A 12,545-nucleotide genomic window follows, 5' to 3' on the forward strand; every position below is an offset into this window, starting at 1 on the left:
GGGATCGTCAGGGTGATCGTCGTCTTGCCGGTGGCGGTCGTGAACGTCGGCGGTCTTGGCGGTTGGCGGCGCCACCGTGGCCCGGTCGCGCCCGGTCGTGGCCCGGCTCCGGTCCGTGGGCTAGCATCCTGCTGTGCCCATCGCCATCCGCCTCGCCCCTGGGTGCCGTCCGCGCGGCTGCCGTGCCCCCGCGCGGCGTGTGCTCGGACGCAAGGTGCGGTATGTGCTCGGCGCCGAGGCTGGCCAGGTGAACGGGATGCGCTGGTCCGGCACTCCCTGTGCCGTGCGAGGTATCTGAGCGAGATCGCTCTCCTCGGCTCCGTCGTTCCTGTCGAGGATCCGGGACGACGAGGCTCACTCACACATCCCCTTACCAGCCACCTAGAGCCGGGCGTGGCCCGTGCCAGGAGCGTATGCGCGATGAACAGCCAATTCTTCTTCCCGGCGTTGCCGGGTGAATCCCCCAGTGAGCACGGATATTTCGGTGCGTTCGGCGGCACGTTCATCCCGGAGGCGCTTGTCGCCGCCGTGGACGAGGTCGCCGTCGAGTACGAGAGGGCCAAGGCGGATCCCGCGTTCGCCGCCGAGTTCGAGCAACTGCTCGCCCACTACGCAGGCCGTCCGAGTGCGCTCACCGAAGTGCCCAGGTTCGCCGGCCATGCCGGCGGCGCACGGGTGTTCCTCAAACGCGAGGACCTCAACCACACCGGCTCACACAAGATCAACAACGTGCTCGGGCAGGCCCTGCTGACCAAGCGGATGGGCAAGCCGCGCGTGATCGCGGAGACGGGAGCCGGCCAGCACGGGGTGGCCACCGCGACGGCATGCGCGCTGTTCGGCCTGGAATGCACCATCTACATGGGGGAAACCGACATCCGCCGGCAGGCGGTCAACGTGGCACGGATGGAAATGCTCGGCGCCACGGTGATACCGGTCACCTCTGGCTCCCGCACCCTCAAAGACGCCATCAACGAGACGTTCCGGGACTGGGTCGCCAACGTCGAGACCACGCACTACATCTTCGGCACGGTCGCCGGGCCCCATCCCTTCCCCGCCATGATCCGCGATTTCCAGCGTGTCATCGGCGTGGAGGCCCGCCGCCAGATCGTCGAGCGGGCCGGCCGCCTGCCCGATGCCGCGATCGCGTGCGTCGGAGGCGGATCCAACGCCATCGGCCTGTTCCACGCTTTCCTCCCGGATACCGACGTACGCCTCATCGGCTGCGAGGCCGCCGGGCATGGCGTGGAGAGCGGGAAGCACGCGGCGACGCTCACGGCGGGCGAGCCCGGCATCCTGCACGGCTCGCGCTCCTACGTGCTGCAGGACGACGAAGGCCAGATCACCGAGCCCTGGTCGATCTCGGCCGGGCTCGACTACCCGGGCGTCGGACCGGAGCACGCATTCCTTCACGACACCGGCCGCGGCGAATACCGCCCGGTCACCGACGCCGCCGCGATGCGGGCCTTCCGGCTGCTCGCGTCGACCGAGGGCATCATCCCGGCGATAGAGAGCGCCCACGCGCTCGCCGGCGCCATCGACGTCGGCACCGAACTCGGACCGGACGGGCTCATCGTGGTGAACCTGTCGGGCCGGGGCGACAAAGACATGGAGACCGCAGCGCGGTACTTCGAGCAGGACGCCGAGGCGGCCAGGGCAGGGAGAGTCCAGAAGTGAGCGGAAACCTGCGGCTTCTGGCCGACACACTGGCCCGGGCGAAGCAAGAGAACCGGGCCGCCCTCATCACGTACATGACAGCCGGCTTTCCGACCGTCGACGACGGCATCGCCGCAACCCAGGCGATGCTGAACAGCGGAGCCGACATCGTCGAGATCGGCCTGCCGCACAGCGACCCGGTGCTCGACGGCCCGGTGATCCAGACCGCCGACGAGATCGCCCTGCGCGGCGGTGTCCGGATCGCCGACGTCATCCGCACCGTGCGAGAGGCGTACCAGGCCACCGGCAAGCCGGTCCTGGTCATGTCGTACTGGAACCCGATCGACAGGTACGGCGCCGAGCGCTTCGGCGGCGAGCTGGCCAAGGCAGGCGGCGCAGGATGCATCCTGCCCGACCTGCCCGTGCAGGAGTCCGCGCTGTGGCGCGAAACCGCGGCCAGGCACAGTCTCGCCACCGTCTTCGTGGCCGCGCCGAGTACGACCGACGAGCGGCTGCGGGAACTCACCGCGGCGGGAACAGGGTTCGTCTACGCCTCGGCGCTGATGGGAGTCACCGGCGTCCGGGACGCTGTCAGCACGGCCGCCGGCTCGCTGGTGCGGCGCATCAGGGCGGTCACCGAACTCCCCGTCTGCGTCGGAATCGGAATCTCCGACGCCGCACAGGCTGGCCGGGTGGCTCGCTTCGCCGATGGCGTGATCGTCGCGTCCGCACTGGTCAAGGCCGTCCTCGACGCACCCGATGCCGCCGCGGGAACCGCCACCGTGGCGGAACTCACCACCGAACTCAGCCGTGCGACCCGCCGGCACGCGGATTGACCGGCGACTCACTCCGGGTCCGGCAGGTCCATCGCCGCGAGCCTGGCCGGGTTGGCCACGACCGCGATGTCGGTGATCCGGCCGTCGGTGACGGTGAACGCCATGACCGACAGCGGGGTGCCGTCCTCGCGCCATGCCACGAGCCCGGGAAGGCCGTTGACGAGCACCGCTCGGCCTCGTGCGGCCGCGCCGGCGCGCAGACGGAGTTGCGCGCCGGCGGCGACCTCGGTGGCGCCGAGGACGACGACCACACCGCCGGGGGTGTCGGCGGTCAGCTTCACCTCGGGGTCGAGCACGCGCAGCAACCCCTCGAAGTCGCCGCGGCGAGCCGCCGACAGGAAGGCCTGGATCACCTCGCGCTGCTCCGGCCGGGCGGACGTGGGGTGCTCGGCCGTCTGCACCTTCCTGCGGGCGCGGCTGGCGAGCATCTTGGCGGCGGCGGTGGACTTGCCGAGGATCTGGCCGATCTCGTCGAACGAGACCGCGAACAGGTCGTGCAGCACGAACGCCAGCCGCTCGCTCGGCCCGAGCGACTCAAGGACGACGAGGAGCGCGAGCCCGACGGTGTCGGCGAGCGCCACGTCGTCCTCGGGCGCGGGGCCGTCGTCGACCGTCACGACGAACTCGGGCAGCCGGTCGTCGTAGGACGCCTCGGGGCGGGCCTGGCGCGATCGCAGGACGTCGAGGCTGATCCGGCCGACCACCGTGGTCAGCCAGCCGGCGAGGTTGTGGATGGCCGCCGTGTCCTGGCGGGACAGCCGCAGCCAGGCCTCCTGGACCACGTCCTCGGCGTCGGCGTGCGATCCGAGCATGCGGTAGGCGACCGCGCGCAGCCGGTCGCGCTGGGCCTCGAACGTCTTGGTCACCAGGTCCGCCGGGCTGGTGTCGGACATGTTTGTTACCTTCCTCGAATCTGCTCCGTCATGGGGATGACGGGCCCGGACGGGCCGAGGTAACCGATGAAGGAGCAGTACAGATGGAAGCACGTATGAAGAGCCCGGCGAACCCCGACGTGACCACGGCGATCCAGCACCTCTACAAGGCGATTCACTCCGGTGGCGCCGACCCGCGCGTCCTCGAGCTGGTCCACCTGCGCGCCAGCCAGATCAATGGCTGCAGCCCGTGCGTCTTCGCCGGGGTCGCGTCGGCGAAGAAGCGCGGAGAGACCGACGAGCGGCTGCACAACGTGGTGACGTGGCGCGAGACGCCGTTCTTCACCGAGGCGGAGCGGGCGGCGCTCGCGCTGACCGAGGCCGCCACCCGGATCCAGGACGGCGCGCCGGGAGTGACCGACGAGATCTGGGACGCCGCCGCCGCCCACTTCGACGACAAGCAGCTGTCCGCGATCATCCTGAACATCGCGATGACCAACTTCTTCAACCGGATCAACCGTACTATCCGGGAGCAGGCCGGCAAGACCTGGTGAACCGGGCGGGGCGTCATCCGCCGGGATGACGCCCCGGCCCTCACATGCCCTGGGGCGGCGTCCTGCCGGATCCTCGCCGGCGGCTCGCCTTCCAGGTCTCGGCGTTCCGGCCCTTGCCGAGATCACGGGCCGGCTGTGCCGGGATTAAATCGATCGACACCCGTGCGGGAGGTCGTTAGCGTCCGGCCATGGCTGTTTTCACCGACGCCGACCTCGACCGGTTCGTCACCGAGGGCTTCCTCAAGGTGGAGGAGGCGTTCCCGCGCGAGACCGGGGACCGGATCAGGGATCTGCTGTGGCGGCAGATCGGGCTGTCCCCCGACCGGCCGGACGACTGGACGCAGCCGGTGGTGTGGGCCGCCCCCGACCCGGCGGGGCGGGGCCCGTTCGGGGAGGCGATGCGCGGCCCGCGCCTGACCGAGGCGCTGGACCTCGTCGCGGGCAAGGGCGGATGGGTGCCGCGCGGCACCATCGGCAACACGCCTGTCCGCTTCCCCCACCCCTCCGACGCCGGGGACACCGGCTGGCACATCGACCAGAACGACCCCGGACCCGACGGCGCCTGGGGGACCGTCACCCTCAGGTCCCGCACAATGCTCGTGCTGGTGCTGCTGTCGGAGGTCGGCCCCGACGACGCGCCGACCCGCATCAGGATCGGCTCACACCTCGACACCGTCCGCGTCCTGGAACCGTACGGCGAGCAGGGGCTGGAGTTCTTCGCCTCGGGCCCGGTGCTGGACGAGGCGACCGCGCACCGGCCCGAGACCCGGGCCACGGGACTGCCCGGCGACGTCTACCTGTGCCACCCGCACCTCGTCCACGCCGCGCAGCCCCACCACGGCGCCCGGCCTCGCTTCATGTCCCAGATCCCGCTCTTCCTGACCGAGGCGCTGGCCCCCGGCGACGCCACCCCCCTCGCCCGGGCCGTACGGCTCGGGCTCGGCGGCTGACCGGCCGCACCGTCGCGATCCGATACCTCCGGTGAGCTAGGCTGAGTTTAGGCCTAAACTCAGAGAGGGGATCGCAATGACGCGCACGATAGTGGTCAGCGGCGGCGGCACCGGCATCGGCAAGGCCGTGGCGGCGCGCTTCGCCGCCGACGGGGACCGGGTGGCGATCATCGGCCGCCGCGCCGACGTCCTGGAGAGGACGGCGAAGGAGATCGGCGGCACCGCACTGGTGGCCGACCTGAGCGAGCCCGCGGAGGTCGAGCGGGTGCGCGCCGACCTGGCCGGGCGCTTCGGCACGATCGACGTGCTGGTCAACAACGCGGGCGGCAACATCGAGAGGCACGGCGGCTCCGGCGGCTCCGACGGCGTCGCGGAGCGGTGGACCGGAAACTTCCGGGCCAACGTGCTGACGGCGGTGCTGCCGACCGAGGCGTTCCGCGATCTGCTGAACCCGCACGGGCGAGTCGTGTTCATCAGCTCGATCGCGGCCTTCCGCGGGTCGGGCGGCACCTCGTACGGCCCGATGAAGGCGGCTCTGCACCCGTACGCGTTCGACCTCGCCTCCGCCCTCGGGCCGCGCGGCATCACGGTGAACGTGGTCGCCCCGGGGTTCATCGAGGACACCGAGTTCTTCCGCGACACCATGGACGACGAACGCCGCACGATGCTCGTCGGGCAGACCCACACCGGCCGGGCCGGGACGCCGCAGGACATCGCCGAGACCGTGCACTGGCTCGCCTCCCCCGGCGGCGGGCACGTCACCGCGCAGATCATCCAGGTGAACGGCGGGGCCGAGCGTGGCCGCTGAGCCGCCACGCGACGGCGCGGACGCCATCCAGGACGCCTGGCGGCGGGAGCTGCCGGGCGTCCCGGTGGAGTCGATCGGGGTCATCACCCGGATCTGGTGGGCCGCCAAGTTCTTCGGTGACGAGCGCCGCCGTCTCCTCGCGGACCTGGGCGTGGACGTCGCGACCCTGGATCTGCTGTCCACGCTGCGGCGCTCCGGCCCGCCCTACCGGATGAGCCCGGGCGAGCTGGCCGAGGCGTGCATGGTGACGCGCGGCGCGATCACCCAGCGCGTGGAGCGGGCGGCCAGGGCCGGGCTGGTCGAACGGACCACCGCCGGGTCGGGCTACCACGCGCGCGCGGTCGCCCTCACCGACGCGGGCAACGCCCTGCTCGACCGCGTCGTCGCCGACCTGCTCGTGGCCGAGGACCGCCTGGTCGGCCATCTGTCGCCCGAACGCCGCGAGCAGCTCGCCGGCCTGCTGCGCGAACTGCTCGCCGGACTCGGCGGCCCGAGCCTGACCGGGCAGGTCGGGGACTGACCCGTCACGTCTCCTTCCACGTCGGGCAGCCGACAGCGCCGGGTGCTGTAGCGGCGATACAGCCGGCGGCCGCCGAGCCGGTGGAGCGTCGTCACGGCGCTACCGCCGCCGCTCCAGTCCAGTCCAGCAGCGCCTGCTGCTCGGCCTCGATCGGCCCTGCCCAGGCGAGGTGCCCGTCCGGCCGGACGAGTAGCGCCTCGGCCTCCTCCAGGTCGGGCGAGGGCTGCCAGGCCGTGGCGGTGACCGTCTCCACGCGGTCCTCCCGGCCGGACGCGCCGGCCTGCTTCCCCGTACGGACGAGCAGGAACCGCCCGTCGTGCAGCAATTGGTACAGGCGCTCGACCCCGGGCCGCTCCGCGACGCTGATCGCCAGGTCGGGTAGCCGAGCCCCGGCCGGGGAGCCGTCGCCGTAGTGGGTGCCGATCGCCGAGACCGACGCGGCCAGGTTGCGGTTGACCTCCCCGATGCGCAGGAGGCCGTCGAGCATGCCGCGCAGCGCCATGACCGGCCGGTGGTACTGCGGCACCAGCGTCAGTTCCATCAGCAGCGTCTGCACCTCGGTGTTGGCGGTGACGGCCGCGCCGACCGGCCGGCGCTCGGCGTCGTAGGAGTCCAACAGCCCTTCCGGGGCCCAGCCTTTGACCTGGGCGGCGAGCTTCCAGCCCAGGTTCATGGCGTCCTGCAGACCGGTGTTGAGGCCCTGCCCCGCCGCCGGGAAGTGGATGTGGGCCGCGTCACCCGCCACCAGGAGCCGGCCCTGCCGGTACCGCCCGGCCAGGCGGGTCGCGTTGCCGAACCGCGACAACCAGTGCGGCTCGGCGACGTCGAAGTCCGTGCCGGCGACGTTCGTCAGAGCCTGCCGGAACTCCTCGTACGTCAGGGGCTGGTCAGACGGCACCCGCATGCGTTCGGGATCGACGACCACGAACCGGGTCAGCCCGCCCTCCAGCGGCACGGCCAGCACGCCGTGGGCCTCGGCCGAGCGCGCGGCGTCCGGACCGGTGACGGCGAAGTCGCCGAGCATACCGGACAGCGTCTCGTCGGTGCCGTCGAAGGGGATGCCCGCCGCCTGCCGGACGATACTGCGTCCACCGTCGCAGCCCACGACGTACGAGGCGCGTAGCGCCTCTCCCCGCGCTGTTTCGACGACGACGCTGTCCGGCTCCTGCCGCACGGCGGTGACCTGACAGCCGCGGACGATCTCGGCGCCCAGCTCGCGGGCGCGGGCGTCGAGTAGTTCCTCGGTACGGGCCTGCTCCAGGAACAGGGTGTAGCCGTGCCGGGTGTCCAGGGCGGTGAAGTCGAGGCGGGTCTTCAGACCCGCGAAGTGCCACCCGGGCAGGGTGTGACCGCGGGCCAGGAAACGGTCGGCGATGCCGCGCAGGTCCATCACCTCGATGCTGCGCGGATGCAGCGTGAGCGCCCGCGACTGGCTGGTGGGCGCGTCGTTTCGTTCGAGTACGCGGACCCCCACGCCCGCCAGGGCCAGCTCCGCGGCCAGCAGCAGCCCGGTGGGGCCGGCTCCCACCACGATCACGTCGGTGTGCACGGTTTGCGTCCCTCCCATTAAATGAACATCGTTCATAAAATCGAGGTCATTAATATCACTAGGCATGGGACCCACGTCAACCTCCCCGTCCGCCCAGCGCTCCCGGGGCCGCCCCCGCAAGTTGGCCGTGCCGGAGGCGGTCGCCACCGCCCTGCGCCTGGTGGACGAGGACGGGCTCGACTCGCTGACCATGCGCCGCCTGGCCGCGGCCCTCGACGTCCAGGTGGGCACGCTCTACCGGCACTTCGCCACCAAGCAGACGCTGCTCGCCGCCATGGCCGAGGAGATGCTCGCGGGCTGCGCCGGCCCGCTGCCCGACGGGCTCACCTGGCGCGAACAGATCACCGAACTGGCCGGGCGGCTGCGTATGGCGTTGCTGCGTCACCGCGACGGCGCACGTGTCTACGCGGGCACCCACTCCGTCGGCCCCAACACGCTGAGCTATACCGACACCCTCGTGGGCGTGCTGCGTGAGACATGCCTGAGTCCTGAGGCGGCCACCCGTACGGCACTCACCATCGTCCACTTCATCGTCGGCCACACGCTGGAGGAACAGGCCGCCCAGGCTCTCGCCGAGTCCGAGTTGCCCGCCACGCTGGCCCTGCTGCACGCGGCCCTCGACCCGGGTACCTACCCCAACCTGGCAGCCGCCGAGGCCACGCTGACCAGCACCGACTTCGTCGGCCACTTCGCCCACGGCCTGAACCTGATCATCAAAGGACTGGCCGGTGAGTGACGCCGCTCGATTGGCTTCCGGCCATGGTCGTCACGCGACCGGCTCTCGGCCCGCACGCGGTGGACCTACTGGAGCGCTTCCCGGAGATCCTCGCCGGCCATCCGGCGCCCGTCTCGCGCAAGCGGGAGGCGTTCGGCCTCCTCAACGCGATGACCGCGATGTTCGTCCAGAACGAACTGGCCGCGGTGCGCAGTCGGGCAGGTTCGACCGGTGTCAGTCGCCGTCGAGGATGAAATCGGCTATAGCGGCAGCGACGGCTTCGGGCTGCTCATCGGGGATGAAGTGTCCAGCGTCGGGCACGACGACTCCGGTGACATCGTCGGCCCATGGGCTGATGGAGGCCGCCATGTCCGGGATGGAGCCATGGCTGCTGGAGATTCCGAGGATGGGCACAGTCAGGTGCTGCCGCTTGAGCGCCTCGTGGTTCTTGCGCGCCGACTCGGCGGCGTCTCGGTAGTAGGCGAGGGAAGCGCGGAGGCCACCGTCGACGGCGACGGCCGCTGCGTAGTGGTCGATCTCGGTGTCGTCGAACGTGTCGGGAGAGAGGGCCTTCATTTTCAGGAACCAGCCGACGTAGTCCCGTTCGCGGCCGGCAAGCAGCGTCTCGGGCAGGTCGGGCACAAGGTGGAACGCGAAATGCCAGGTCTTCCACGCCCGATCCGGGTCGGTGGGAATCGCTTCGGGGAGGGTGATGCCGGGAATTCCGGCGTCGAGCAGAGCGACGCCGCGCAGTTGGCTCTCGAATTCGAGTGCGAGGGAGAAAGCGACCCAGGCGCCGATGTCGTGGGCGACCAGCCAGTAAGTCGGCACTCCGAGAGCCTTCACGGCGGCGTGGACGTGCGCGGCGACCGTGTGCGTATCGTAGCTGCGCTCCGGACGCTCGGAGTGGCCCTGACCCGGCAGGTCGATCGCGATGACGTGGAAACGGCCGGCGAGGCTGGGCATCACCTTCCGCCAAGCCCACCAGGTTTGCGGGAATCCGGCGAGCAGGACGACAGCCGGGCCGGCCGGCTGGCCGCCTTCGACGGCATGAAGGCGGACGCCGTCCGCGTCGACCCAGCGGTGAGTGAATCCCGCCAGGTCGTGCAGGGGCAGGTCGCGGACAGGGTTACTTTCGCAGACATGCCAAGCGCTGGTCGCCGGGTCAGTCACGGGATCCTCCATCGGTGTTAGGTGTGCTGGTTCGATGCTTCGCACGAGGGTTAGGCCCACGAGCGCGGTACAGATGACCAGAGCGGCCAGCGTGGTGCTCGAAATCCGGGTCCCGACGGCCCGGCCATGACCATGCTTGGACGCTAGCACATCTTGAACTGATTGGTTCAAGATAGGATGGTGTGCAGCGCAGCCCGAGACATCGACACACCGGCAAGGAAGCGCCACGTGGCAGGCAAGAAGCAATTCGACATGGAGACGGCACTTGACGCCGCGATGATCCAGTTTTGGCGCGCCGGCTACGCCGACACGTCAGTGGACGATCTGTCCCGGGCAACCGGCCTCAACCGCAGCTCCATCTACTCCTCGCTCGGCGACAAGGACACGCTCTTCCTACGCTGCTTGGATCGCTATGCCGCGCGCTACGGCGAAAAGTACGACGCCGCCCTGTCGTGTGCGGCCTCCGATCTCCTTACAGCCGTTCGTGCGTTCTTCGACGTCACCCTCGAACGCATCGCCGATCCCGAACTGCCGGATGGATGCCTGGTCGCCCAGTCGGCCATGGCAATCCCGGTGCTGAGCCCGAGCGTCGCGGCACACGCGAAGGAGGCGTTGGGCTTCCAGCGCTTGCGTCTACGCGCCGCACTGAAGGCAGGCCGATTGACCGACCAGGACGCCGAGGCCTTCGCTGAACACGTGGCGGCCGTGAACCAGTCTCTTGCCATCATGAGCAGAGCTGGGGCGAGCCCGGCGCAGCTCCTGGCCATTGTGGGCGTAACCGTCGACGCGCTCTCACAGGCGTTGCGCACGCGCGAATAGCACCCAGGGCAACATCAGCCGGACCAACCACCCGCGAAGTACGGGACCAGCTGCCCGAGCCTGTCGCCTTCCTGGAGGGTCCCATGCCGATCGAACGTGATCAGGCTCGACATCAAGGAACACGCTAATGCCCGGCGGTCAGGTCACCGTGGGTGTCGAGACGGCCGTTCGGCTCAGCCGTTTGTGATCCGACGCCCGTCCCGGTGGGTGTTGTCCCGGCCATGGAGGCGAGGAGGCGTAGTTTCTCGTCGCTCTCGCTACCCTGATCGGCGTAGTAGAGGACCAGGAGGAGGTCGTCCACAGGGAGCTTGTCTCGGTGCAGGCGCAGCTCCCCGACGACGGGATGGTTCACGGTAGTGGTGCCGCCCTCGAGGTTGCGGATGTCGTGGCGCGCCCAGAGGGTTCGGAAGCGCTCGCTCGCCAGGGAAAGCTCGCCCACCAGTTCCACGAACCGCGGGTTGTCGATGTCGTCCCCGACGGACTTCCTGAAGGCGGCGACGAATCCTTCCGCGGAGCGCGTCCAGTGCTGCTGGAACGCCTGTTCCTCGGGATCGAGCAGCAGCGACCGCAGACGGTTGTACCCGGGCTGGAGGCGCGGCGACAACGCGACCGCGAGCCGGTTGGACGCGAGCACGTCGAACGCGCGCCCCTCCACGAAGGCGGGAACCTGCACGCTCGCCAGGAGCTGGTGCAACCGTGCGGGGACACGTTCGGGCTTCCTACGCCGCTGAGGCCTGGGGCGCGCGGCGGCCAGGCCGAGAAGGTATTCCTGTTCGAGCTCGTCGAGGTGCAGGACCCGCGCGAGCGATTCGAGGACCTGCGATGAGGGATTCTTGTCGCGGCCGCGTTCCAGCCGCAGGTAGTAGTCGGCGCTTATGCCCGCGAGCATGGCGACCTCTTCACGGCGAAGCCCCGGAACGCGCCGGTTCGTACCCGGCGCGAGCCCGACCTGCTCCGGGGTGACCAGGGCGCGCCGGGCCCGGAGGTAACTGCCGAGCAGGTTGGCGCGTTCGTCGTCGCTCATATCCGCCATCGTATTTCGGGCTCTCCCGGCCAAGGGGGCCCTGACAGGACCCCGGAAGACGGGGGCACTGCCTCCAGCCGGAGAACGGCTCAACACTGAAGGTGCCGCCGCGGTACCGGCGTACGCGGCCCCGATCGCGACGTGCGTTCAGGCGGGCGGCAACGGCCGGTTTTCCGTCCGCGTGACGCGGCCGACGGAACCACTGGCGTGTCGCTGACCGGCGCGCCCTGAGCAGGAGCAATCAATGGACATCACCAACCGCACCGTCTTCATCGCCGGCGCCACCTCGGGAATCGGTCTCGAGCTCGCCCGCCGCTTCGCCGCGGCCGGCAGCTCTGTCGTCGTCGGCGGCCGGCGAGCCGACCTGCTCGACCGACTCGCCGCTGAGGGGTTCGGCACCGTTCCCATCGACGTGACCGACCAGGACAGCGTCGGCCGTGCCCGCGACACGATCCTCCGCAGCCACCCGGGTCTCGACACGATCGTGACGATGTCGGGGATCATGGTTCCTGAGGATCTGCGCGATCCCGCTCACTTCGGTGTCGCACAGCAAACGATCGACACCAACCTCCTTGGCACCATCCGCGTCATCGACGCGTTCACCCCGCACCTGGTCGGGCGCGGCGCCGGCACCATCATCACGGTCACCTCCGGCATCGGGTTCCTGCCGTTCCCGCCCATGCCGACCTACGCAGCCTCGAAGGCCGGCGTGCACGCCTACTCCGAGGCGTTGCGCGCGCAACTGGACGGCACAGGCATCGAGGTGTCCGAACTCGTCCCCCCGGCTGTCGCCACCACGCCGGAGCAGGCTCAGCTCAACCCCCGTGCGCTCGACCTGGCCGAGTTCGCCACCGAGGTGATGGACCTGCTCCAGACCAACCCCACTCCGCACGAGCTCCTCGTCAAGGGCGTGCTGATGCACCGGTGGGCCGAGCGCGACGGCACCTACGCCGATCTGGTCGCCCAGCGGTCGCAGGCGCTCGCGATGCTTCCGAGCCGTCAGTAGGCACGACAACCGCGCGGGGCGCCGAGACACGGCCTCAATGCGGCCGAGGGCGGGCCCCCGGCGCCG

At 70.3% G+C, this 12,545-nt stretch carries 15 protein-coding genes; 11 read left to right on the plus strand and 4 right to left on the minus strand.

All coding sequences use genetic code 11. The features are described from left to right. Nucleotides 1–133 precede the first annotated feature (133 nt). From trpM to trpA, 3 genes are all read left to right on the plus strand, one after another. Nucleotides 134–298, plus strand: a complete 165-nt coding sequence (gene trpM, locus Msi02_RS44505) for a tryptophan biosynthesis modulator TrpM (RefSeq protein ID WP_372974656.1) — start codon at nucleotides 134–136, stop codon at nucleotides 296–298. A 122-nt stretch (nucleotides 299–420) separates the two neighbouring features. Further along, nucleotides 421–1,674: a tryptophan synthase subunit beta gene (trpB, locus tag Msi02_RS13360; RefSeq protein WP_204048636.1), complete on the plus strand. Its 1,254-nt coding sequence runs from the start codon at nucleotides 421–423 to the stop codon at nucleotides 1,672–1,674. Further along, nucleotides 1,671–2,489, plus strand: coding sequence for a tryptophan synthase subunit alpha (trpA, locus tag Msi02_RS13365; protein WP_204048637.1), 819 nt, complete (start codon nucleotides 1,671–1,673; stop codon nucleotides 2,487–2,489). Before trpB ends, trpA begins: the two co-directional genes overlap by 4 nt. 8 nt (nucleotides 2,490–2,497) lie before the next feature. Here the strand turns inward: trpA and Msi02_RS13370 are convergent, their stop codons facing one another. After that, nucleotides 2,498–3,382, minus strand: coding sequence for a sigma-70 family RNA polymerase sigma factor (locus Msi02_RS13370; protein ID WP_204048638.1), 885 nt, complete (start codon nucleotides 3,380–3,382; stop codon nucleotides 2,498–2,500). Nucleotides 3,383–3,465: 83 nt separating this feature from the next. Between Msi02_RS13370 and Msi02_RS13375 the strand changes: the two genes are divergently transcribed. From Msi02_RS13375 to Msi02_RS13390, 4 genes are all read left to right on the plus strand, one after another. Then, entirely contained in the window at nucleotides 3,466–3,915 is a 450-nt protein-coding gene (locus Msi02_RS13375) for a carboxymuconolactone decarboxylase family protein (protein WP_204048639.1), read from the plus strand. 188 nt (nucleotides 3,916–4,103) lie between these two features. Beyond that, nucleotides 4,104–4,865 carry a phytanoyl-CoA dioxygenase family protein gene (locus Msi02_RS13380; RefSeq protein WP_204048640.1) on the plus strand — a complete coding sequence of 254 codons (762 nt, stop codon included), beginning with the start codon at nucleotides 4,104–4,106 and terminating at the stop codon, nucleotides 4,863–4,865. Between the two features lie 76 nt (nucleotides 4,866–4,941). Further along, entirely contained in the window at nucleotides 4,942–5,673 is a 732-nt protein-coding gene (locus tag Msi02_RS13385; protein ID WP_204048641.1) for an SDR family NAD(P)-dependent oxidoreductase, read from the plus strand. Continuing rightward, nucleotides 5,663–6,193 (plus strand): MarR family winged helix-turn-helix transcriptional regulator, encoded by a 531-nt coding sequence (locus Msi02_RS13390; protein WP_204048642.1) that lies wholly within the window; start codon nucleotides 5,663–5,665, stop codon nucleotides 6,191–6,193. The genes Msi02_RS13385 and Msi02_RS13390 overlap by 11 nt, the downstream gene beginning before the upstream one ends. 91 nt (nucleotides 6,194–6,284) lie before the next feature. Here Msi02_RS13390 and Msi02_RS13395 read toward each other — a convergent pair whose 3' ends face one another. After that, on the minus strand, nucleotides 6,285–7,742 hold the full coding sequence (locus tag Msi02_RS13395; RefSeq protein ID WP_239108375.1) for an FAD-dependent monooxygenase: 1,458 nt from the start codon (nucleotides 7,740–7,742) through the stop codon (nucleotides 6,285–6,287). Between the two features lie 64 nt (nucleotides 7,743–7,806). On the opposite strand from Msi02_RS13395, the gene Msi02_RS13400 reads away from it, so the two are divergent. Continuing rightward, nucleotides 7,807–8,478: a TetR/AcrR family transcriptional regulator gene (locus Msi02_RS13400; protein WP_204048644.1), complete on the plus strand. Its 672-nt coding sequence runs from the start codon at nucleotides 7,807–7,809 to the stop codon at nucleotides 8,476–8,478. Beyond that, a complete protein-coding gene (locus tag Msi02_RS13405) occupies nucleotides 8,475–8,711 on the plus strand; it encodes a hypothetical protein (protein ID WP_204048645.1) in 237 nt (78 codons plus the stop codon). Before Msi02_RS13400 ends, Msi02_RS13405 begins: the two co-directional genes overlap by 4 nt. Here Msi02_RS13405 and Msi02_RS13410 read toward each other — a convergent pair. Beyond that, nucleotides 8,692–9,630, minus strand: coding sequence for an alpha/beta fold hydrolase (locus Msi02_RS13410; protein ID WP_239108376.1), 939 nt, complete (start codon nucleotides 9,628–9,630; stop codon nucleotides 8,692–8,694). The genes Msi02_RS13405 and Msi02_RS13410 overlap by 20 nt on opposite strands. Before the next feature lie 228 nt (nucleotides 9,631–9,858). On the opposite strand from Msi02_RS13410, the gene Msi02_RS13415 reads away from it, so the two are divergent. Then, complete coding sequence (locus Msi02_RS13415; protein ID WP_204048647.1) at nucleotides 9,859–10,449, plus strand: TetR/AcrR family transcriptional regulator; 591 nt, start codon at nucleotides 9,859–9,861, stop codon at nucleotides 10,447–10,449. A 124-nt stretch (nucleotides 10,450–10,573) separates the two neighbouring features. Here the strand turns inward: Msi02_RS13415 and Msi02_RS13420 are convergent, their stop codons facing one another. Next, on the minus strand, nucleotides 10,574–11,473 hold the full coding sequence (locus Msi02_RS13420; protein ID WP_204048648.1) for a helix-turn-helix domain-containing protein: 900 nt from the start codon (nucleotides 11,471–11,473) through the stop codon (nucleotides 10,574–10,576). 244 nt (nucleotides 11,474–11,717) lie between these two features. On the opposite strand from Msi02_RS13420, the gene Msi02_RS13425 reads away from it, so the two are divergent. Continuing rightward, a complete protein-coding gene (locus Msi02_RS13425) occupies nucleotides 11,718–12,479 on the plus strand; it encodes an SDR family oxidoreductase (RefSeq protein WP_204048649.1) in 762 nt (253 codons plus the stop codon). The last annotated feature ends 66 nt before the right edge of the window (nucleotides 12,480–12,545 follow it).

The organism is Microbispora siamensis (genome assembly GCF_016863095.1).
Classification (GTDB): Bacteria; Actinomycetota; Actinomycetes; order Streptosporangiales; family Streptosporangiaceae; genus Microbispora; species Microbispora siamensis.

Coding starts and splice junctions, on each gene's coding strand:
- Msi02_RS13375 (WP_204048639.1), top strand. CDS start 3,466: ATGGAAGCACGTATGAAGAGCCCGGCGAACCCCGACGTGACCACGGCG.
- Msi02_RS13370 (WP_204048638.1), bottom strand. CDS start 3,382: ATGTCCGACACCAGCCCGGCGGACCTGGTGACCAAGACGTTCGAGGCC.
- Msi02_RS13385 (WP_204048641.1), top strand. CDS start 4,942: ATGACGCGCACGATAGTGGTCAGCGGCGGCGGCACCGGCATCGGCAAG.
- trpB (WP_204048636.1), top strand. CDS start 421: ATGAACAGCCAATTCTTCTTCCCGGCGTTGCCGGGTGAATCCCCCAGT.
- Msi02_RS13425 (WP_204048649.1), top strand. CDS start 11,718: ATGGACATCACCAACCGCACCGTCTTCATCGCCGGCGCCACCTCGGGA.
- Msi02_RS13400 (WP_204048644.1), top strand. CDS start 7,807: ATGGGACCCACGTCAACCTCCCCGTCCGCCCAGCGCTCCCGGGGCCGC.
- Msi02_RS13420 (WP_204048648.1), bottom strand. CDS start 11,473: ATGAGCGACGACGAACGCGCCAACCTGCTCGGCAGTTACCTCCGGGCC.
- Msi02_RS13380 (WP_204048640.1), top strand. CDS start 4,104: ATGGCTGTTTTCACCGACGCCGACCTCGACCGGTTCGTCACCGAGGGC.